Source organism: Actinopolyspora alba (assembly GCF_900112765.1).
Classification (GTDB): domain Bacteria; phylum Actinomycetota; class Actinomycetes; order Mycobacteriales; family Pseudonocardiaceae; genus Actinopolyspora; species Actinopolyspora alba.
Genome location: NZ_FOMZ01000002.1, coordinates 245,883 through 266,178 on the forward strand (window position 1 = coordinate 245,883; position 20,296 = coordinate 266,178).

Genomic DNA, 20,296 nt, shown 5'->3' on the forward strand with positions numbered 1-20,296 from the left:
CGACGCCTAACCTCGGAACGTGCCCGATCAACTGTTGCCGTTCCTGATCCTGGCCGTTTTGATCACGATAGCCCCCGGCCCCGACATCACTCTCGGGCTGCGCAACAGCCTGCGTGGCGGATCGAGCGCGATGTGGTGGACCGGACTCTGATGCTGCAGCGGGCTGGGGGTGCACGCGACTGCCTCGGTCATCGGGCTGTCGACCGTGTTGGCCACTTCGGCCACGGCCTACGCGGCGCTTCGGGCAGCCGGAGCGGGATATCTTCTCTGGCTGGGATTCCAAAGCCTGCTGGGTGCCGTGCGTGCGAACCGGACGCTCGCGACCCCGTTCGATTCGGGGGTCACGGCCGCCACGGACACACTCGGAAGGAGCGCGGCTTACCGGCAGGGGCTCTTGAGTAACCTGCTCAATCCGAAGATCGCGGTGCTGTTCCTGACACTGCTGCCCCAGTTCGTCGGGCCGAGCGAACCACACGCGAGAACCTCGCTGCAACTGGCACTGGCGTTCATCGCGGTCGGGCTGCTGTGGTGGCGGCTGACTTCCTGGTTGTTCGGCAGCATCCAAGGCGTGCTGCGCCGCCGCTGGTTCCGTACCGCGCTGGAGTCGACCACCGGCCTGGTGCTGATCGCGTTGGGAGTGCGCGTGGCCTTCACCATTTGGCGGGACGGCATACCTTGAACATCCGCCCGGTGGACCACCGCGACGCTCACGGCCCCGTTCCCGCGAGCGCCAGGAATCACGGGAAAACGGGGCGACACGGCACTCAGTCGTGACCGCCGAGCAGCAGCAACGGGATCGCGGCCACGATCACGACGCCCTCGGCGACCCCGGCCAGCAGCTGCGGAACCCCCACCGCCACTTCCTCGGAACCGAACAGGCCGATGGTGACGGCGAGGAAGAAGGCGACCAGCGTGAGAACGCCGAACCCGAGCGAACCGAGGACGGGAAGCCAGTGCTTCCACCACAGCAACACGAACGCGAGCACCACCCCCGCGACCGCGTTGAGCAGAAAGAGCGGTCCGATCACCGCTACGTCGCGCACACCTTGCGCCCAGAGTTCGAGGTGCACCACGGCGGACATGAGCAGTCCTGTCGCCACCAGTGTCCTCAACAACTCGACGGTCGCGCGTCCGGCTCGGTCAGAAGGGCTCATGATATTTCCAGCTCCGCCGTCGAAGTGTCCGTCACCAGGTCCGCCGATGCCCGCGAGCTCCGTTCACTTCCCGGAATGCTGTACCGCGGTCGGCGACCGTGCCACTATGCCGGTATCGTGCGGTTCGACGCGAGTGACAGCTCGGAGGCGAAATGAGTTCCGAACGAGCGACCTCCCGTCGTCGATTGCTGGTCACCGGAGGGGCCGTCGCGGGCGTGACGGCGTTGAGCGGCTGCGGGGACGGTTCCTACAGCGGGTCCTCGTTGACGACCACCGAGGAGACCGGCTCCCCGACGGGGGAAAGCCCGAAACAGGGCAACGCACTGGCACGTGTCGACGAGGTTCCGGTCGGTGGCGCGCTGATAACCGAGGGCCCCGACGACGAGCGGATCGCGCTGGCCCAGCCGAGTGAGGGGGAGTTCACCGCGCACAGCGCGGTGTGCACCCACATGGGCTGCACGGTGCGGGCCGACGGCGATCGGCTGCGCTGCCCCTGCCACAACTCGGTGTTCGAATCCTCCTCGGGTGAAGTGGTCAGTGGTCCGGCCCGCACCGCGCTTCCCGGGATCGCCGTTCACGTGGAAGGGGAACGGATCGTCACCGGAGAGGGCTGACCGGGTTTTTCACCCAAGGGAGCGCCGGAACGCACGTCGGAACCCCATGTCCGCGATACGCTCCGTCCGTGTCCGCCGGGCACGGACGTCCCGCTCCAGCCGAACGGTAGCTCCGTCCCGGTGAAACGAGACGAACGCGGAAAGGTGTGGCACGGCGTCCGCGGTAACGACGGTCCTCCTGGGAGGGCCGGTCCCTGTTCGAGGGACTGCTCGCCGCGTGAATCGACACTCGGCGACGACGGACGGGACCGACCCTGAATCAAACGGCCTGTCGGGCAGAGCGGAAGAATCCGTCAGACGCCGAACTCGCCGTTGCGGATCCCGGAAGCGAACGCCGCCATCTCCGCCCCGGTGAACTCGAGTACCGGTCCGTCGGGATCGCGTGAGTTCCTTATGCCGTAGGTATCACCGAGTCGCGCCACTTCGACGCACTCGGTTCCCTCGATGCTGGAGGCTTCCGCCTTGCGGAAGGTGGCCTGCGACCAGTCGAAGCTCATATCAGCTCCTCATCGGATCCTGCGGCCCGAGAGTCCGAGACGCTCACGGAACACGTTCTGCAGCGGGCCGCGCCTTCAGTCGATCGGGAACTTCATCGCGCCCATGCTCTTGAGATCGTGCAGAATCTCCGAGTTGCGCGCGGTGACGGCAGCGGCCGCACGGGTCTCGCCGGGCACCGGACCGATACGTGAACACAGCTTGCTGAACCTGCCTTCGTCCAGCATCTGGGTCACCTGCTCCCAGGGAGCATCGCCGTCCCGGGAGTTGTGATCCCATGAACCGCCGCACCGCAGACAGTCGATCTGGACCAGCCACTGCTCGAACGGTCCGGTGAAATCACCGAGCCAGCGCAGCCGCTCCCGCGGATGCGGGCACTCCGACCGTGTCGGCCGGATCGCGTTCGGATGGTCGAGATCGTGTCGAGGACTCTGCACTCCGTCTTCCATGGCCGCGTGAACTCCCCTGCAATGCCGACGACAACCACGTCAAGATCATCGACAGCACACCCAAGGTAACTGAACGAACACCAAATGTAACCACACACAAGTGTGTAGTTCTCCGGCGAAACGACACCGTCGGGATACCGAGCACAACTCGACGTCCACGCCTGACCTCGGGGAGCTCGCCGGAGGTTCCGCGGGAACGGGCTGTTCTTCGACGCTCGGGGCTCCCGTCAGTCGAACACCCGCTCGATGTCGGCCCCCAGACCGCACAGCTGCTTGACGAAGTCCGGATAACCGCGATCGATGTGGAAGACGTCCCAGACCTCGGTGGTTCCCTCGGCGCACAGCCCCGCTAGAACGAGTCCCACTCCGGCCCGGATGTCCGAGGCCCACACCGGAGCGCTGGAGAGCCGTTCCTGTCCCCGCACCACGGCGTGGTGCCCGTCGGTACGCGCATCGGCCCCCATTCGGACCAGTTCCTCGATGAAGCGGAACCGGGATTCGAAGAGGTTCTCGGTGATCATGGATGTACCGTCGGCCACGGCCGACAAGGCGAGTGCCATCGGCTGCAGGTCGGTGGGAAAACCGGGGAACGGCAACGTGACGTAGTCCACCGCGCTGGGACGCCGGTCCATGGCCACGCGAAAGCTCTCGTCCTCGAACGACACCTCGGCCCCGGCGCCGCGCAGCTTCTCCAGCACGAGATTCACGTTGTTCGGATCCACCCCGTGCACGGTCACGTCACCACGGGTGGCGGCGGCGGCGAAGGCCCAGGTCGCCGCCACGATGCGGTCGCCGATGACCTGGTGGCGAACCGGTTCGAGCCGCTGCACACCGTGCACTGTCAACGTGGAAGTACCAGCTCCCTCGATCCGTGCACCCATCTGCCGCAGCATCACGCACAGGTCCACGATCTCCGGTTCGCGGGCCGCGTTGTCGATCACGGTGGTGCCGTCCGCGAGCACCGAGGCCATCAGAATGTTCTCGGTGGCACCGACGCTGGGGAAGTCGAGCCATATCCGCGCACCGTGCAGATTATCGGCCTGGGCCACCACGGCACCGTGCTCGATGTGGCTGGATGCCCCCAGCTGCCGCAGCCCGTTCTGGTGCATGTCCAACGGTCGGGACCCGATCGCGTCCCCGCCGGGCAGGGTGACCACCGCGCGCCTGCAGCGAGCCACGAGCGGCCCGAGTACGCACACCGAGGCACGCAACCTGCTCATGTGAACCGAAACGGCTTCATGACTGATATCGGGCGGTGTGGTGATGGTGGTGGTGGGACCGTCGATGCTGACCGAACACCCCAGGCTGCGCAGCACATCGGCCATCAGCGGGACGTCCAGGATCTCCGGGCAGTTCGTGATGGTCGTCGTCCCCTCGGCCAGCAGCGAAGCGGCCATCAGCTTCAGCACGCTGTTCTTGGCGCCGACCACGCCGACTTCTCCGACGAGACGGGCGCCACCGTGTACCCGGAAATGCTCACTCACGGACAGCCAGGTTACGGCCGCGGTACGGTCGATATCCGAGTGGGTGGTACAACGATCGGACCAACGCGCCCACCGATACCCCGAAACGGGCTCCGAAACGGTTCGAGGGCCGGGGACGCATAGGCTTGCACGCATGAGCGTGCACCTGACCAAGATCTACACGCGTACCGGCGACTCGGGCACCACCCGGCTCTCGGACAACTCCGAGGTGTCGAAGACCGATCCGCGGTTGGAAGCCTACGCGGACGTGGACGAGACCAACTCCGTGCTCGGTGTCGCCCTGGCCACCGCCACGTTCGACGCCGACGTGCACGACGTGCTGCGTTCGGTGCAGAACGACCTGTTCGACGTCGGGGCGGATCTGGCCACCCCGGTGCTGGCGGAACCGAAGTATCCACCGCTGCGAGTACAGCCGAGCTACGTGTCGCGGCTGGAGAGCTGGTGCGACGAGTACAACGAGCGGTTGGGCAAGCTGGAGTCGTTCATACTCCCCGGGGGCACTCCCGGTGGTGCGCTGCTGCACCAGGCCCGTTGTGTGGCTCGGCGGGCCGAGCGTTCGGCCTGGCGGTTACTCGACACCCATCCGGATGACACCAACGAGGCACCGGCCAAGTATCTCAACCGACTCTCCGACCTGCTGTTCATCCTCGCCCGCGTGGCGAACCCGACGGGCGACGTCCTGTGGCGTCCCGGCGGCAACGCGGAACAGGAGTCGTGAGCCGAAGCCGGTTCGGCACCCCTCAGGTGGATCGACCTCCCACCGTCGGTATCGCGGTGAAGGCAGATCTATCAATCGGCACAGCAGCGCCGAATTCCCACCAAACCCGCAGCTCGCACCGCCGCGGGTTCTCCCGTGCGGCTCTCGCGAGGAAGGCCCGACGTTGTGTAGTGACTACCCGATGTCGGGCCTCCCGGAACGAGAGCCGCACGGGAGGTTCCGCCCGCCCCGATGCGGTGTCAATTTCTCGCGAAATCGCCGCGCCGCTCGTCGGGACGGAACTATGCGATTAAGCAGCGCGTGTGTCCCCGGTGCGTGAGTCGGATGCGTTGCGAGACAGGGCCGCTCGCCGCGTAGGTCGCTACTCAAGAGCCGGCCCAACGCGGCAAGGCGCCGACTCACGTGCCGGCTAACCGACCACGCACACAAGCACCTTTCCGAGGTCTAGTTGAGTTCCTTGGCGAAGCATCGGCTGTCGGGCTCATCGCGGTACACCCCGAACTTGGCTATCTCGTGGTAACCGGACGACTCGTACAGACCGATCGCCTCGGGCTGCCGCAGCCCGGTCTCCAGGACCATACGTTTCCGGCCTGCCCGCGCGGCGGTGTCCTCCAGCTCGGCGAGAACCGCCCGCGCGAGGCCGGAGCCACGTGCTTCCGGGACCACGTACATCCGCTTCATCTCAGCGTCGCCGTCCTCGAATCCGTCGACGTCGGAGTCCTGCGAACGCCAGCCACCGATCGCCACCGGTAGCTCGGCGCGGTAGCCGATCAGGAACAGTCCGCGCGGCGGCAGGAAGTCCTCGGGCAGCAGCGGCGTGCTGTCGGGCCCGCCGTAGCGGTGCACGTACTCCTGCTGCACCTGACGGACGAGTTCCCCCGCGTCGGGATGGTCGTAGCGACAGATCTCGATTCGCACTTCGCCATGCTAAGGCATGCGTCTCGCGAATCCACCACGGAATTCTCCGGAATCTTCCGCCCCGGTGGGCCGACGGCACGGCGGGGTGGGCGTCAATTTCTCGCGAAATCGCCGCGCCGCTGAGCGAGAGCCGTGCGAGAGGTTCCGCCACAGCAACACCCCGGCAACCCGGGCGGAAAACCTCAATGCCCGGCCCAGGGGGCGACACTGCTGGGCGGCGCCGACTCCATCCAGGAGAGAAAACCCGTCAACGCGTCGTTGCCCATCGCGATCTCGATGTCGTCGCCGGGTCGGCTCAGGTGTATCACCAGCGATCCGGCGGGCATGGTGTAGGTTTCGGCGGTACTGGGGCTGCGCCGAGCGGCGATCTCCATGTCGCCTCGGTTGAGCGCCCAGTCGGGGCCGGAGCGCAAACTCAACGCGCGATACCAGGCGAACTCCTCGCCGTGGTAGTGCGCGACCCCCAGATGCCAGCCCCGACCGGGTTCACCGCGGTGGACCCGCAGCGCGACCTCGATGCCCCCCGCCTTGAGCTTGCCCAACCGCCGACGCGCCAGCAGCAGGCCGCCGAGCACCGCGAGCACGACGACAACCGCCGAGCCGAGCACGAGGGCAAGCAGCAGGATCGAGGGGCTCATTCGTCGTGGCCGTCAGACGGAGTAGCCCGCCACTCGCAGCCGTGACCTGGCCCGCACCCTGGCCTGTTCATCATCGCCCTCGGCATCACGCCGTGCGGCGGCCACGTCGATCTCCTGAGCCAGCTCCGCCGACTCCGCGAGAACGCTGACGACGCCGTTCGAGGTCGAGAGGAAACCACCGTGCACCGCGGCGGTGACGGTCTCGTGATCGGGGGTCGTGATCTTTACGACTCCCCCTTCGACCAACTGACCGAGCATCGGCTCGTGTCCGGGCAGGATGCCGATTACACCTTCGGTCGTCTGGGCAACCACGCTGGTCGCGGTACCGGACCAGAGTCGGCGCTCCACGGCGACCAGCTCGACGGACATCTCGGCCACGCGTGTCTCCTTCGTCGGTGTGTCGTCGTAGTCTATCCGATGGATCGGACACGCCCGAACAGCGGCATCACCGCGGTTCGAACCGTCCCGAACACGGCGCGGGTGCCGGGAGTCCCGACACCCGCGATCCGTCGAAGCAACGGGTGACTACCCGATCACTCCTGGTTGTACTTCTCGTAGGCCTTCTGCAGGTCCTCGAGCCCACCGATGGACAGGAACGCCTGCTCCGGGTAATGGTCGAAGTCACCGTTGCAGAGCTTGTCGAACGCCTCGATGGTCTCCTTCAACGGCACGAAGGAGCCCTCCTGTCCGGTGAACTGCTTGGCCACGAAGAAGTTCTGCGACAGGTAACGCTCGATCCGGCGCGCCCGGTTGACGGTGACCTTGTCCTCTTCGGACAGCTCGTCCATACCCAGGATCGCGATGATGTCCTGCAGCTCCTTGTACTTCTGCAGGATCTGCTTGACCTGCTGGGCCACCCGGTAGTGGTCTTCCCCGACGATGCCGGGGTCGAGGATGCTGGAGGTGGAGGTCAGCGGATCCACCGCCGGGTAGATCCCCTTCTGGGTGATCGACCGGGACAGCTCGGTCGTCGCGTCCAGGTGGGCGAACGTGGTCGCGGGCGCCGGGTCGGTGTAGTCGTCCGCGGGCACGTAGATCGCCTGCATGGAGGTGATGGAACGCCCCTGCGTGGAGGTGATCCGCTCCTGCAGCGCACCCATCTCGTCGGCCAGGGTCGGCTGGTAGCCGACCGCGGAGGGCATCCGGCCCAGCAGGGTGGAGACCTCCTGCCCGGCCTGGGTGAACCGGAAGATGTTGTCGATGAACAGCAGAACGTCCTGGTTCTGCACGTCGCGGAAGTACTCCGCCATCGTGAGCCCGGACAGCGCCACCCGCATACGGGTACCCGGCGGCTCGTCCATCTGGCCGAACACGAGCGCGGTGTCGGCCAGCACGCCGGACTCCGACATCTCGACCCAGAGGTCGTTGCCCTCACGGGTACGCTCACCGACACCGGCGAACACCGAGGTGCCACCGAAGTTCTTGGCGACACGGCGGATCATCTCCTGGATGAGCACCGTCTTGCCCACACCGGCACCACCGAACAGGCCGATCTTGCCGCCCTGCACGTAGGGAGTCAGCAGGTCGATGACCTTGATGCCGGTCTCCAGCAACTGGGTCTTGCCCTCGAGCTTGTCGAAGGTCGGCGGGTTCCGGTGGATGCTCCAACGCTCCGCGTCGGAGGCGTATCCGGGCTCGTCCAGGCAGTTGCCGAGGGCGTTGAACACGTGGCCCTTGACCACGTCACCGACCGGCACGGAGATGGGGGCACCGCTGTCGGTGACCGGTGCGCCACGCACGAGGCCCTGGGTGGGCTGCATCGAAATGGTGCGCACCACGTTGTCACCGAGGTGCTGCGCGACTTCGAGCGTGACGTTGTTCGACATCCCCACTGCCGTGATCTCCACGGACAGCGCGTTGTTCAGGTCCGGCACGTGATCGCGGGGGAACTCGACGTCCACCACCGGGCCGAGGACCCGGACGACGCGACCGGTGCCAGTAGCAGTGCTAGTGGCAGTTGCAGTCATGTCACTCACTTCCTGCAGACGAGAGCGCCTCGACACCACCGACGATCTCGCTGATTTCCTGGGTGATCTGGGCCTGGCGCGCCCGGTTTGCCTCACGGCTGAGGTTCTGCACGATCTCGTCCGCGTTGTCCGTGGCCGACTTCATGGCGGTACGGCGCGCGGCGTGCTCGGAGGCAGCCGAATCCAGCAACCCGGCGAACAGGCGGGTGTTGATGTATTTCGGAAGCAGCTCCCGGAACAGGGTCGAGGCGTCCGGCTCGAAGTCGTATGCCGGTCGCAGTCCCTGCGATTCGGTGTACTCCACTTCCAGCGGAGCGACGCGCCGGATGATCGGCCGCTGGGTGAGCATCGAGACGAACTCGGTGTGCACCAGATGGATCTCGTCCACGCCCAGCACGTCCTCGGGCGTCTCCCGATGCTTGGCCTCTTCGGTGCCCTGCATGAAGGCGTTCACCAAGGTCTCACCGACGTCCGCGGCGTTCGCGTAGTCCGGCCGATCGGTGAAACCGCTCCAGCTCTTGGTGATCTCCCGGTTGCGGAATCGGTAGTACGCCTCGCCCTTGCGTCCGATCACGTACAGCAGCGGGGTCTTGCCCTGCTGCCGCAGCGTGTTCTGCAGCTCCTCCGCCGCGCGGATCACGTTGGCGTTGTAGGCACCACAGAAGCCGCGATCACTGGTGACGACCAGCACGGCGGAGCGCTTGGAGTTCTCCCTCTCGACCAACAGCGGATGATCGAGTGGGCTGGCATCGGCCAGTGCGGTCAGCACCCTGGTGATCTCCTCGGCGTAGGGCCTGGAGGCCTCCACCCTCGCCTGTGCCCGCGTGATCCGCGAGGTGGCGATGAGCTCCTGCGCCTTGGTGATCTTCCGGGTCGACTGCACCGACCGGATGCGGTCTCGTAGTTCGCGAAGCTGAGCCATAGCTACCCGGTCACTTCTCGCTGTCCCCGGCGGGGCGGTTGACCTTCACCGTCTCCTGGGCGACCTCATCGGCCTCCACGGTGCCGGCCTCGTCGTGCTGCGGGAGCGCAGCACCGCCTTCCGAGGTGGTGAACTGCTTCTTGAATTCCGTGACGGAGTCCTCGATGGCCCGGACACCGTCGTCGGAGAGCTTCTTGCTCTCGACGATGTCCTTGAGCACCGTGTCCTGGTTGCGCCGCATGTGCGCCAGGAACTCGGACTCGAACCGACGCACGTCGGCGGTCGGGACGTCGTCCAGGTGCCCCTTCGTGCCCAGGTAGAGCGAGACGACCTCTTCCTCGACGGGGAACGGCGAACCCTCACCCTGCTTGAGGATCTCCATCAGGCGCGCACCGCGATCGAGCTGCGCCTTGGAGGCGGCGTCCAGGTCGGAGGCGAATGCGGAGAAGGCCTCCAGCTCACGGTACTGCGCCAGGTCGATCTTCAACGAACCGGTGACGGTCTTCATCGCCTTGAGCTGCGCGGAACCACCGACACGGGACACCGAGATACCGACGTCGATGGCGGGGCGCTGCCCGGAGTTGAACAGATCCGACTGCAGGAAGCACTGTCCGTCGGTGATGGAGATGACGTTGGTGGGAATGTAGGCCGACACGTCGTTGGCCTTGGTCTCGATGATCGGCAGGCCGGTCATCGAACCACCGCCCAGGTCGTCGTGCAGCTTGGCACAACGCTCCAGCAGCCGGGAGTGCAGGTAGAACACGTCACCGGGGTAGGCCTCACGACCGGGCGGGCGCCGCAGCAGCAGCGAGATCGCACGGTAGGCCTCGGCCTGCTTGGAGAGGTCGTCGAACACGATCAGCACGTGCTTGCCCTGGTACATCCAGTGCTGACCGATGGCCGATCCCGCGTAGGGGGCCAGCCACTTCAGACCCGGGGAGTCCGACGCGGGGGCGGCGACGATGGTGGTGTAGTCCATCGCGCCCGCTTCCTCCAGCGAACGCTTCGCCGCGGCGATGGTCGAGCCCTTCTGACCGATCGCGACGTAGACGCAGCGAACCTGCTTCTCCGCGTCGCCACTCTCCCAGTTGCTCTTCTGGTTGATGATGGTGTCGAGCGCGACCGTGGTCTTGCCGGTCTTGCGGTCACCGATGATCAGCTGACGCTGGCCACGGCCGATCGGGGTCATGGAGTCGATGGCCTTGATGCCGGTCTGCATCGGCTCGTTGACCTCTTGGCGCTGGACGACCGAAGCGGCCTGCAGTTCCAGGTCGCGGTTCTGCTCGGCCTCGATGTCGCCGAGTCCGTCCATGGGCTCACCGACCGCGTTGACCACGCGGCCGAGGAAGTTGTCGCCAACCGGTACAGACATCACCTTGCCGGTGCGCCTGACTTCCTGGCCCTCCTCGATCTGGTCGGCTTGACCCAGGATGACCGCACCGATCGACTGCGCCTCGAGGTTCATCGCGACGCCGTAGATGCCGCCGGGGAACTCCAGCAGTTCCTCGGTCATGACCGAAGGCAGACCCTCGACATGGGCGATGCCGTCACCGGTGTCCGTGACGACCCCGACCTCCTCGCGGCTGACCTCGGGTGAGTAGCTGGAGACGTACTTCTCGATCGCACTGCGGATCTCGTCCGACGAGATCGTCAGCTCCGCCATGTCTCGTTCCTGCTCTCGCTTCGTTCTGTGGAAAGGGGGTCCGGCCCCTTCCGACGACGGGCTCGGGAATGCCGCCCGTCAGTCGGAGAGGTCGCGCCGCAGTGCCTGCAGCCGTCCGGACGTGCTGCCGTCGATGACTTCCTCACCGACCCGAATGACCAGCCCACCACCGATTTGCGGGTCCACTTCCAGGTGTACCGCAATCGGCCGCGCGTATATGCGCTGCAGGGTACTGGCCAACCGCTGCTGCTGCTCGTCGCTGAGCGGAATCGCCGAACGAACGTGGGCGACCGAACGTTCCCGCCGCTTGGCGGAAAGCTCGGCCAGCTCCTCCAGCCCTTCGCTGAGGTGCTGCCCCGACGACTGCTCGACCAACTGCCGAACCAGTCGCTCGGTCACGTCCTCGACTCTGCCGCCGACCAGCTGTTGGATGACGGCTCCCTTACCGGTGGCATCGGCCGTGGGGTCCGACAACAGCCGTTCCAACTCGGGTTGACCGCCGATGATGCGGCCCAGCCGGAACAGCTCGTCCTCGACCGCGTCGAGCCTGCCCGCACGCTCGGCCTGCACCAGCAGCGCGACACGGGCGAGCCGTTCGAGACCACGCACCAGGTCACCGGGGTACGACCAGCGAACTCCCACCGCCTCGGTGACCACCGGCAGCGCCCGTGCACCGAGGTGATCGGTCAGCAGTTCGCGGACCAAACCCTGCCTGGACTCAGCGGGGGTGGCGGCATCGGCAAGAGCACGCCGCAGGGCGGACTCGCCGCGCAACAGCGCGGCGACCCCGAACAACTCCTCGGCGAGCCCGGTGATCTCCGCGGGTCCTGCCCCGTCAGTGGCCTGCAACAGCTGCAGCTCGGTGGCTGCCAGGGCATCGCGACTCGCGGCGTTCACGAGGGTGCTCAACTCTGCACGCCTTTCTCTCCTGGGCCCATCACTTACGTCCCTTCGACCTTCGACCGAACGGTCGGAACCGTTCAGCTGTTGGCCGACGTCGACGGGGCGGAAGCGGCGTCCAGCTCGTCCAGGAACCGGTCCACCGTGCCGCGCCGCCGGGCCTCGTCCTCGAGGGATTCACCGACGACCTTGCTCGCCAGATCAACGGCCTGCCTGCCGAGATCCTCACGCAGCTCCGCGATGACCTGCGAACGCTGCGCGGCGAGCTGTGCCTGACCCTGGCTGATGATGCGGTCGCTCTCCTCCTGAGCCTGCGAACGCATCTCGTCCAGGATCTGCTGCCCCTCGGCACGGGCGTCGTCACGGATCCTGGCGGCCTCCGCACGTGCCTCGGCGAGCTGTGCCTTGTACTGCTCCAGGGTGCGCTGTGCCTCGGCCTGCGCCTCCTCGGCACGGGCGATGCCACCCTCGATCCGCTCGCTGCGCTCCTGGTAGACCTTCTCGAAGCGTGGAACGGCGTACCTGTAGAGCACGAAGAGGAGGGCGGCGAACGCGACGAAACCGACGATTATCTCGGCCGGAGCGGGCAGAATCGGATTGTGGCCCTCCGCTGCCAGCACCATCTTGTTCTCCATCAGGACTTCTCCCAACCCGTCAAGCTGTCAGACTCAGGCGGCGGAAGCGATGAAGTAGATGACCAGACCGATCAGCGCCAGCACCTCGACCAGAACGAAGGAGATCCAGGCGATACCCATCAACTGGCCCTGCGCCTCGGGCTGGCGAGCGGTTCCGTTGATAACGGCCGACCAGATCAGACCAACGCCGATGCCGGGACCGATCGCACCGAGGCCGTAGCCGATGGCGGCCAGCCCCGGGTTGATGTTGCTTGCGGTCTCCGCAGCCTGTGCAAGAACGATGTTGCTCACTGTTACTACCTTTCAACTCGGTCCGCATAACTCGCGGATCGTGAGGTCTCGATCTGTCCTTCAGTGGTCTTGCGCGAGTGCGGCACCGATGAAGTTGGCGGTGAGCACCGCGAAAATGTACGCCTGCAAGACCTGAATCAAGGCCTCGGCGAAGGTCAGAAGGATCGCGAAGGCGAAGCTGACGATGGAAACCGGCTTGAGCAGCGCACTCCCCTCGAGCAGCAGGAACTGCCCACCGAGGGTGAACACCAGCAGAATGAGGTGTCCGGCGAACATGGCCGCGAAGACTCGGATGGCCAGCGCCGCCGGCTGAAACAGGAACTTCTGCAGGAACTCGATGGGGGCCAGCAGAACGTAGACCGGCTTGGGTACCCCCGGGGGGAACATCACATGCTTGAAGTACCCCAGGAAGCCGTGCCGCCGGAATCCCACGGTGTGGATAACGACGTAGACCATGAGGAACAGTGCGATCGGGAAACCGATCTTGGCCATCGTGGGGTACTGGATCAGCGGAATGATCCCGAACAGGTTGTTCACCAGGATGAAGGTGAACAGCCCGAAGATCAGCCCGATGAAGGGGCGGAAGTGCTGCGCCCCGATCTGATCCCTGGCGATCGTGTTCCTGCTGAAGTCGTAGATGTACTCCGCCGCGAACTGAGCCTTGCCAGGTACCAACTTGAGATTGCGGGTGGCAATCAAGAAGTACGCACCGACGATGACAGCCGAGAGCACTACGAGCACGATCGGCTTGGTGACTTCACCAAAGATCGGCGGGAGGAAAAAGCTATCGACACCGGGCGGCTCGAAAGTTCCGCCCTGGCTCAACACCAGCGCGCCCAACTGGGCTCCTTCCGGTTCTCCCGGCTGGAGCTAACTCCACCGGGGGAATCGTCACGATTTGCACTCAACGTACCTGATACACGATCGAGGACTAAGGGGCCCTCCCACCGGGCAGGTTCCGCCAGGCAAGCCCCACGGGACGGACCACGACTTCCGGCGACGGAAGACGTACTCGCGCCGAAACCCGAGTTACCTGCGCAACGGACCCTACCATTCGGTAACAAAACGGTCGTAACGCCCACACGCCAGGACGCGTGCCCCGGGTGAGTCGGTCCGTTCAGGAGCGGTCCGCCACCGCGATCGTGGGGGTCCTGGTCTTGCGGAAGCCGCGCACCTCGGCCGCGGTCCACACCAGGACCGTGACCAGTATCGTCAGCGCCACGGACTCCACGTGGACGAAGTCGAGCCCACGCAGCAGGGTCACCACCACGAACAGCGCGACCATCTTCCCGATGTAGCCGCCCAGCGCGGCGACCATCACGAACATCGGGTGAAAATCGGCTGTACTTCGCATCAACCACAGCGTGAGCAGCGACGAACCGAAAGCCACCGCGCCACCGATCAACCCGCCCAGCAGCCCCGGCACCCCTGTCAGAAAAGCGGCGACGACCGTGCACAACAGCACGGCCAGGGCACCCGGCAGCACGGCGGCGCGAAGCATGGCCGCGGCCAACCGGCGCACCGTCCGGGCATGTGGATTCGTCTCCTCGGCCGTGGGCCGGTCGGTGTCGTCGGGCGCTCCGGTCGCTTCCGTCATCACTCTCCCGCCGCGAAGTTCTACTTGGTCCTCATTCGGGGTATCGCGGATACGGTACCCGCTACGAGCACCGCGAAGCCCACAGCCCATGCCACGAGCAGCATATCGTCGAACAGCGTGAGCGAGACGGCGCCGAACGCGACCACCCCGGCCCACAGGTAGATGAGCAGCACCGCACGCCGCTGCGAGTGCCCCAGCTCCAGCAGCCGGTGGTGGAGGTGCATCTTGTCGGCGTGGAACGGGCTCTTCCCCGCCCTGGTCCTGCGCACCACGGCCAGGCTCAGGTCGAGCAGTGGCACGAACAGCACCGCCGCCACCACCAACAACGGGGCGAACAGCCCGAAGGCGTCCAGGCTCGTGGGGTCCATCTTGCCCGCGGCGGTGGTGCTGGCCGAGGCGAGCATCAGCCCGATCAGCATGGAGCCCGAGTCGCCCATGAAGATGCGAGCGGGCTGGAAGTTGTGCGGCAGAAAGCCGAGACAGGCTCCGGCTATGGTCGCCGCGATGAGCGCGGGGGGGTAAGCGGTGACATCGCCGCCCTGGTCGCTGAGCAGTCCCAGGCAGAACGCGCAGGTCGCGCTGGCGGCTATCAGACCTATGCCGGAGGCGAGCCCGTCCAGCCCGTCGACGAAGTTCATGGCGTTGACCATCGCCACGGTCAACAGCACCGTCAGCAACTGCCCCTGGTTCCCGCTGAGCACCAGCACCGAACCGGACTCACCGCCCTGGCCGCCGGGCAGCATGTACCACTGCACGCCCATCAGCACCAGAATCCCCGCCGCGGTGACCTGGCCCGCCAGCTTGGTCCACGAATCGAGTTCGAAGCGGTCGTCCAGCGCGCCGACGAGCGTGATCAGCCCACCGGCGAAGATCACGGCGAGCGCGTCGTTGGAGTAGTCGAACCCGCGGGAGAGAGCGGGCAGATTGTCGGCGAGGAACATGCCGCCGAGCACGCCGAAGTACATCGCGACCCCACCCATCCTGGGGATGGGGGTCGAGTGCACGTCCCGGCGTCTGGGATGCGCCACGGCCCCGCCGCGGATGGCGAACACCCGGATCAGCCCGGTGAGCAGGAAGGTCACGGCCGCGGAAGTCAGACACACCAGCAAGTACTCGCGTGCGGGCAACCCGACCGGCGCCCAGGAGGGGACGGTATCCATCGTCGCCACCTAGCCGTGCGTGGGAACGTGGCGTACGACACCGCTTTGATCCCACGACAGCACAGTCACCGTTGGTTGCTCCTCGTCATTTTCCGGGGCGAACACGAAAACCGACGCAGCCGCGCCGACGCGCCGTTGCCGACAACCGCGCGGCACGGGACGAAAGCGTCGTCCACTGGCCGCGCACGCTCGTTCACGCTATCGAGAAGCGGTGCGGCGCGCCGCGCGGGTCCCACCGACGATCTCGGGAGATCACAGCGACACCGTTTCAGCAGGTCAATAGCCCGCACGGCCCAGAGCGACACGAATTCCAGACATCGGCGGTTCCCCCGTCCGCGGGAAGGCCAGGTCGAACGAACAGCGGTACGACACGAACGGCGCGTTACTCCACCGGAAGCTCGACGCCCAATTCGGCGGCCAGCTCGTCCCGACTCACCGCTCCTTCACGCAGCACCCGCGGCTGATCCCCGGTAAGGTCCACGATCGTGGAAGCGACGGGTTCGCCGGAGGGGCCGCCGTCCAGATAGACCGGAACGGCCTCGCCGAGCTGCTCCCGCGCCTGCTCCACCGTGGCGGCGGGGGGATTGCCCGTGGTGTTGGCACTCGAAACCGCCATGGGACCGACCTCGCGCAACAGATCCAGCGCCACCGGGTGCAACGGCATCCGGAGGTTGACGGTGCCGCGGGTCTCCCCAAGGTCCCAGGACAGGGAAGGTGCCTGCGGCAGCACCAGCGAAAGCCCACCGGGCCAGAACGCCTCGATGAGTGCCCTGGCCTGCCGCGGCACGGACATGACCAACCCGTCGACGGTGTTCCACGAACCAACCAGCACCGGAACGGGCATGTCGGGGCCGCGTCCCTTCGCCGAGAGCAATGCGCGGACCGCCTCCGGGTCGAACGCGTCCGCACCGATTCCGTAAACCGTGTCGGTAGGCAGGACAACCAGCCCACCGCCGCGCAACGAACTCGCAGCCCTGCTCAGGCCGGCGCTGCGACCCTCCGGGCTCTCGCAATCATAGACCGTGCTCACGGTGTCAAATCCTGGCACGTACCGGAAGCTCGGCTGCGAGTGGTACCTCACCCGCGCATCGGGCAACATGTCCGAACGATCATCCTCGTCAGGATCGACGACAGTTCCAGGAGGACAACCCATGACCGCTCCACCACAGGGTGCGGCGACCGAACACGTCGAGTTCCCGGCGGGAACGATCCGCTACTACCGGGCAGGCACGGTGGGCCCCGCGATCGTGCTGGTGCACGGCGGCGGCATCGACAACGCGATGATCAGCTGGCGGCACACGATTCCGGCCCTGGCAACCGACCACCGCGTCTTCGTCCCGGATCTTCCACGGCACGGTGGCAGCCGGAACTGGTCGGGACGGGTCGGTCAGCGCACGATGGAGGAGATACTGCGCTGGCTGCTGGATCTCTGGGGGCTCGACAGGGCGATACTGGTGGGGCTGTCCACGGGAGGCAGCGCGGTGACGGGTTTCACACTGCGACATCCCCAACGGGTCAGCGGACTCGTACTCGTCGCCTCTGGCGGCCTGCGGCACCGGATCGCCGGGCAGCTGCCGATGTATCTGATGCTGCGGTCCCGAATCGCCGGAGTGGCGATCGCGAGGCTGACCAAGCTTTCCCGCGGGATGTGTCGGCGCTACCTGAGTCGCGGTGTGCTGCACGCCCCCGGCCGCGTGGCCGACGCCGAGCAGTTGCTCGACGAAGTTCACGCGGAGCTTCGTGAGACGGATTCGGTGTTCTCCGACTGGCTTTTCGAGGCGGTGGGGAGCCGGAACATGCGGGTCAACCACCTCCCGCTGCTGGACCGTATCCGCTGCCCGACCATGCTCATCCACGGTGCGGCCGACCGGAGGGTTCCGCTCCAGGTCTCCCGAACGGCGGCCGATGTCGTGCCGGGCTCGGAGCTGCGGGTGCTCGCCGAAGCCGGCCACTGGTGCCACCGCGAGAAACCCGGCGAGTTCAACGCCGCGCTGCGGGAGTTCCTCAACCGCTGCGGGACTCCCTGACTCACGCGGCGGGACCCCTGACTCGGATCGCCGGAACCACTTCGGAACGGCGTCAATTTCTCGCGAAATCGCCGCGCCGCGAGGTGTCGGATCACGTGCACGGCTGCCCGACCACGCACCCGAGCTCCGTCACGAGTTCCCGGCGGAATCCGGGGGCTTCTTCGCTGCCGTGGCGAAGCGAGGCCGCCCCGCCAGATCCGAATGATCGTGCACCTCGGTCAGCGTCCCGCTGTCGTTCATGAGCGCGGGCACCGCCTCGGCGTGCGTGTCGTCGTGCTCGACCGCGAGAACCCCACCGGGACGCAGCAGGCCGATGGCACGCGTCAGCACGTGCGGCACGATCTCGAGACCGTCACGACCGGCGAAGACCGCCGCGTACGGGTCGTACTCCCACACCTCCGGAGGCACCGGAGTGCCTTCCGGCACGTAGGGCGGATTGCAGACCACCAGGTCGACGGTCCCGTCGAACCCGGTGAGCAGGGTGGGGTCGGTGACGTCCCCGGCGATCACCTCCACGGAGGTGTCCGCGGTGGCGCGAAGCGAGTCGGCGTTGTGCCGGGCCCATTCCAACGCGGCCGGATCGTTGTCCACGGCAAGCACGCGAGCGTCAGGGCGCCGCTGGGCGACGGCCAGCGCGAGTGCGCCGGATCCACTGCACAGATCGACCACGAGGGGGTCACGCACCGACCGGATGCGGGTCAACGCCCATTCCAGCAACTGCTCGGTTTCCGGACGAGGCACGAACACGCCGGGGCCGACGGAGAGCGTCGTGCTCCCCAACGCGGCGGTACCGGTCAGATGCTGCAGCGGGACGCGCTCCGCGCGGCGACGTACCAACTCCTGCAACGAGTCGAGCACGGCGGGTTCGAGGGGCGGCAACAGCAGCAACCGTGGGCGCTCGACGCCGAGCAGGTGAGCCGCGAGTGACTCCACGTCGGCACGTGGGCTGGGAATCCCCGCCGCTGCCAACGCGCGCTCTCCTTCCAGGATGGCCAACCGCAACGGCTTTCGTTCCACGGTGGTAACGATCCTTTCAGCATGCTCGCGGGGGCGAGTTCGGCGGGAATCACCGTGCGCTGCACCGGAGGCTTCGGAGAACTCCGAGAACGGAGCAACCGAGGTACGACGTTCCCGGTGGTCGAGCACGGACGGCCTCACGGGCTCCTGTCGGCGGACCGGGCGGAGAACCGGAATCAGACCCCGGCCTGCATCCGTTCGTTCCGATCGGCCTCACGCAACGCGCCGAGCACCGAGTCCAACTCGCCTTCGAGCACGTGGTCGAGGTTGTACGCCTTGAAGTTGATGCGGTGGTCGGAGATCCGGTTCTCCGGGAAGTTGTAGGTGCGCACCCGCTCCGAACGATCCACGGTACGGACCTGGCTGCGTCGTGTCTCCGCCACCTCGCGTTCGGCCTCTTCCTCGGCCATGGCCTGCAGCCGAGCGCGCAGCACCTGGATGGCGCGCAGCTTGTTCTGCAGTTGCGACTTCTCGTTCTGGCAAGCCACCACGACACCCGAGGGCAGGTGTGTGATCCGCACCGCGGAGTCGGTCGTGTTCACGCTCTGTCCGCCGGGCCCCGAGGAGCGGTAGACGTCGATGCGCAGGTCCTTCTCGTCGACCTCGACCTCGACCTCCTCCGGCTCCGGGTAAACCAGCACGCCGGCGGCTGAGGTGTGCACTCGTCCCTGCGACTCGGTGACGGGGACACGCTGCACCCGGTGCACCCCGCCCTCGAACTTGAGCTTGGACCAAACTCCTTCGAGACCGGGCTCCCCCTTGGACTTGACCGTGGCGATGACGTCCTTGTACCCGCCGAGGTCGGATTCGGTGGCGCCGAGTATCTCGGCATGCCAACCCTGCCGCTCGGCGAACCGCAGATACATCCGGAGCAGATCACCGGCGAACAGTGCCGACTCCTCGCCGCCCTCGCCGGACTTGATCTCCAACACGACATCGGAACCGTCGCGTTGGTCCCGCGGCGCCAGCAGTTCGGCGAGCCTGTCCTCCAGCTCCGGAATCCGCTGTTCGAGCTGGTCGGCCTCACTGGCCAGACCGGGATCCTCGTCGGCGAGTTCCCGTGCGGTGGCCAGGTCGGAGCGGGCGTTCTCGAGCTCTCGCGCCGTGCGCACGATCGGAGTCAGCTCGGCGTGTCGCTTGCCGAGCTTACGGGCCCGCGCCTGGTCGGCATGCACGTCCGGATCCGCGAGCCGCCCTTCAAGCTCGGTGTACTCGGCGAGCAACTCCTCGAGCCTCGACGTCTCCACGGTGCTCCCCACTTTCGCTACGAGTCCGATACGAGAACGGCGCCCGCCACGTTGTCGAAACGGCGGGCGCCGCGGACCCGGCTACTTCTTGGTGCGAGCGTTCTGCGGACGACGACCGTAGCGAGCCTCGAACTTGGCCACGCGGCCGCCGGTGTCCAGGATCTTCTGCTTGCCCGTGTAGAACGGGTGGCAGTTGGAGCAGACCTCGACGCTGATGTGCCCGCTGGTCTTGGTGCTGCGGGTGGTGAAGCTGTGCCCGCAGTCGCAGATGACCTGGGTCTCGACGTACTCGGGATGAATGTCGCTCTTCATGTCTCGTCCTCTCTTCGTGGCACCGGGTCCTCGCGGTGTCAACCGGAGGTGAACCGGCACCGGAACCGGAACAGGTCCCGATTCTGTC

At 66.5% G+C, this 20,296-nt stretch carries 25 protein-coding genes; 5 read left to right on the forward strand and 20 right to left on the reverse strand.

Features of this window, described 5'->3' with window-relative positions:
* Positions 1 to 19 precede the first annotated feature (19 nt).
* Both BM150_RS24855 and BM150_RS03715 read left to right on the forward strand, forming a co-directional pair.
* Positions 20 to 151 (forward strand): hypothetical protein, encoded by a 132-nt coding sequence (locus tag BM150_RS24855; RefSeq protein ID WP_281243642.1) that lies wholly within the window; start codon positions 20 to 22, stop codon positions 149 to 151.
* A gap of 18 nt (positions 152 to 169) precedes the next feature.
* On the forward strand, positions 170 to 679 hold the full coding sequence (locus tag BM150_RS03715) for a LysE family translocator (RefSeq protein WP_217641336.1): 510 nt from the start codon (positions 170 to 172) through the stop codon (positions 677 to 679).
* Positions 680 to 764: 85 nt separating this feature from the next.
* On the opposite strand, the gene BM150_RS03720 is transcribed toward BM150_RS03715, so the two are convergent.
* Positions 765 to 1,154: a hypothetical protein gene (locus BM150_RS03720; RefSeq protein ID WP_092923887.1), complete on the reverse strand. Its 390-nt coding sequence runs from the start codon at positions 1,152 to 1,154 to the stop codon at positions 765 to 767.
* 152 nt (positions 1,155 to 1,306) lie between these two features.
* Here BM150_RS03720 and BM150_RS03725 point away from each other — a divergent pair, with 152 nt between their 5' ends.
* A complete protein-coding gene (locus BM150_RS03725; RefSeq protein ID WP_092923890.1) occupies positions 1,307 to 1,768 on the forward strand; it encodes a Rieske (2Fe-2S) protein in 462 nt (153 codons plus the stop codon).
* Positions 1,769 to 2,061: 293 nt separating this feature from the next.
* On the opposite strand, the gene BM150_RS03730 is transcribed toward BM150_RS03725, so the two are convergent.
* The 3 genes from BM150_RS03730 to murA all read right to left on the reverse strand — a co-directional run bounded on the left by BM150_RS03730 (position 2,062) and on the right by murA (position 4,196).
* Complete coding sequence (locus tag BM150_RS03730; RefSeq protein ID WP_092923893.1) at positions 2,062 to 2,265, reverse strand: DUF397 domain-containing protein; 204 nt, start codon at positions 2,263 to 2,265, stop codon at positions 2,062 to 2,064.
* A gap of 75 nt (positions 2,266 to 2,340) precedes the next feature.
* The gene (locus BM150_RS03735) at positions 2,341 to 2,700 is read right to left on the reverse strand and encodes a hypothetical protein (RefSeq protein WP_139219442.1); all 360 of its coding nucleotides are present in this window, start codon (positions 2,698 to 2,700) and stop codon (positions 2,341 to 2,343) included.
* 239 nt (positions 2,701 to 2,939) lie between these two features.
* Positions 2,940 to 4,196 (reverse strand): UDP-N-acetylglucosamine 1-carboxyvinyltransferase, encoded by a 1,257-nt coding sequence (murA, locus tag BM150_RS03740; protein WP_092923899.1) that lies wholly within the window; start codon positions 4,194 to 4,196, stop codon positions 2,940 to 2,942.
* 133 nt (positions 4,197 to 4,329) lie between these two features.
* On the opposite strand from murA, the gene BM150_RS03745 reads away from it, so the two are divergent.
* Positions 4,330 to 4,914 carry a cob(I)yrinic acid a,c-diamide adenosyltransferase gene (locus BM150_RS03745; RefSeq protein ID WP_092923902.1) on the forward strand — a complete coding sequence of 195 codons (585 nt, stop codon included), beginning with the start codon at positions 4,330 to 4,332 and terminating at the stop codon, positions 4,912 to 4,914.
* Between the two features lie 444 nt (positions 4,915 to 5,358).
* Here the strand turns inward: BM150_RS03745 and BM150_RS03750 are convergent, their stop codons facing one another.
* From BM150_RS03750 to BM150_RS03810, 13 genes are all read right to left on the reverse strand, one after another.
* A complete protein-coding gene (locus BM150_RS03750; protein WP_092923905.1) occupies positions 5,359 to 5,832 on the reverse strand; it encodes a GNAT family N-acetyltransferase in 474 nt (157 codons plus the stop codon).
* A gap of 182 nt (positions 5,833 to 6,014) precedes the next feature.
* A complete protein-coding gene (locus BM150_RS03755) occupies positions 6,015 to 6,470 on the reverse strand; it encodes a DUF2550 domain-containing protein (protein ID WP_092923908.1) in 456 nt (151 codons plus the stop codon).
* A gap of 12 nt (positions 6,471 to 6,482) precedes the next feature.
* Positions 6,483 to 6,848, reverse strand: a complete 366-nt coding sequence (locus tag BM150_RS03760) for a F0F1 ATP synthase subunit epsilon (RefSeq protein ID WP_092923911.1) — start codon at positions 6,846 to 6,848, stop codon at positions 6,483 to 6,485.
* A 155-nt stretch (positions 6,849 to 7,003) separates the two neighbouring features.
* Positions 7,004 to 8,437: a F0F1 ATP synthase subunit beta gene (gene atpD / locus BM150_RS03765; RefSeq protein WP_092923914.1), complete on the reverse strand. Its 1,434-nt coding sequence runs from the start codon at positions 8,435 to 8,437 to the stop codon at positions 7,004 to 7,006.
* A 1-nt stretch (position 8,438) separates the two neighbouring features.
* Entirely contained in the window at positions 8,439 to 9,359 is a 921-nt protein-coding gene (locus tag BM150_RS03770) for a F0F1 ATP synthase subunit gamma (protein WP_092923917.1), read from the reverse strand.
* Between the two features lie 10 nt (positions 9,360 to 9,369).
* Positions 9,370 to 11,022, reverse strand: coding sequence for a F0F1 ATP synthase subunit alpha (atpA, locus tag BM150_RS03775; RefSeq protein WP_092923920.1), 1,653 nt, complete (start codon positions 11,020 to 11,022; stop codon positions 9,370 to 9,372).
* Between the two features lie 78 nt (positions 11,023 to 11,100).
* Positions 11,101 to 11,931 (reverse strand): F0F1 ATP synthase subunit delta, encoded by an 831-nt coding sequence (locus BM150_RS03780; RefSeq protein ID WP_092923923.1) that lies wholly within the window; start codon positions 11,929 to 11,931, stop codon positions 11,101 to 11,103.
* 71 nt (positions 11,932 to 12,002) lie between these two features.
* Entirely contained in the window at positions 12,003 to 12,557 is a 555-nt protein-coding gene (locus BM150_RS03785; protein ID WP_092923926.1) for a F0F1 ATP synthase subunit B, read from the reverse strand.
* A 33-nt stretch (positions 12,558 to 12,590) separates the two neighbouring features.
* On the reverse strand, positions 12,591 to 12,848 hold the full coding sequence (locus BM150_RS03790) for an ATP synthase subunit c family protein (protein WP_092923928.1): 258 nt from the start codon (positions 12,846 to 12,848) through the stop codon (positions 12,591 to 12,593).
* 60 nt (positions 12,849 to 12,908) lie between these two features.
* Positions 12,909 to 13,688: a F0F1 ATP synthase subunit A gene (gene atpB / locus BM150_RS03795; RefSeq protein WP_092923931.1), complete on the reverse strand. Its 780-nt coding sequence runs from the start codon at positions 13,686 to 13,688 to the stop codon at positions 12,909 to 12,911.
* 277 nt (positions 13,689 to 13,965) lie between these two features.
* The gene (locus BM150_RS03800; protein ID WP_092923934.1) at positions 13,966 to 14,445 is read right to left on the reverse strand and encodes a Cg1360 family ATP-synthase-associated protein; all 480 of its coding nucleotides are present in this window, start codon (positions 14,443 to 14,445) and stop codon (positions 13,966 to 13,968) included.
* Positions 14,446 to 14,465: 20 nt separating this feature from the next.
* Positions 14,466 to 15,605, reverse strand: coding sequence for an MraY family glycosyltransferase (locus BM150_RS03805; RefSeq protein ID WP_092923937.1), 1,140 nt, complete (start codon positions 15,603 to 15,605; stop codon positions 14,466 to 14,468).
* Positions 15,606 to 15,987: 382 nt separating this feature from the next.
* Entirely contained in the window at positions 15,988 to 16,635 is a 648-nt protein-coding gene (locus BM150_RS03810; RefSeq protein WP_092923940.1) for an L-threonylcarbamoyladenylate synthase, read from the reverse strand.
* A 121-nt stretch (positions 16,636 to 16,756) separates the two neighbouring features.
* Here BM150_RS03810 and BM150_RS03815 point away from each other — a divergent pair, with 121 nt between their 5' ends.
* Positions 16,757 to 17,632 (forward strand): alpha/beta fold hydrolase, encoded by an 876-nt coding sequence (locus BM150_RS03815; RefSeq protein WP_092923943.1) that lies wholly within the window; start codon positions 16,757 to 16,759, stop codon positions 17,630 to 17,632.
* A gap of 129 nt (positions 17,633 to 17,761) precedes the next feature.
* On the opposite strand, the gene prmC is transcribed toward BM150_RS03815, so the two are convergent.
* The 3 genes from prmC to rpmE all read right to left on the reverse strand — a co-directional run bounded on the left by prmC (position 17,762) and on the right by rpmE (position 20,208).
* Positions 17,762 to 18,649 carry a peptide chain release factor N(5)-glutamine methyltransferase gene (gene prmC / locus BM150_RS03820; RefSeq protein WP_092924415.1) on the reverse strand — a complete coding sequence of 296 codons (888 nt, stop codon included), beginning with the start codon at positions 18,647 to 18,649 and terminating at the stop codon, positions 17,762 to 17,764.
* 176 nt (positions 18,650 to 18,825) lie between these two features.
* A complete protein-coding gene (gene prfA / locus BM150_RS03825; protein WP_092924417.1) occupies positions 18,826 to 19,896 on the reverse strand; it encodes a peptide chain release factor 1 in 1,071 nt (356 codons plus the stop codon).
* A gap of 81 nt (positions 19,897 to 19,977) precedes the next feature.
* Positions 19,978 to 20,208 (reverse strand): 50S ribosomal protein L31, encoded by a 231-nt coding sequence (rpmE, locus tag BM150_RS03830; protein ID WP_092923946.1) that lies wholly within the window; start codon positions 20,206 to 20,208, stop codon positions 19,978 to 19,980.
* Between the last annotated feature and the right edge of the window lie 88 nt (positions 20,209 to 20,296).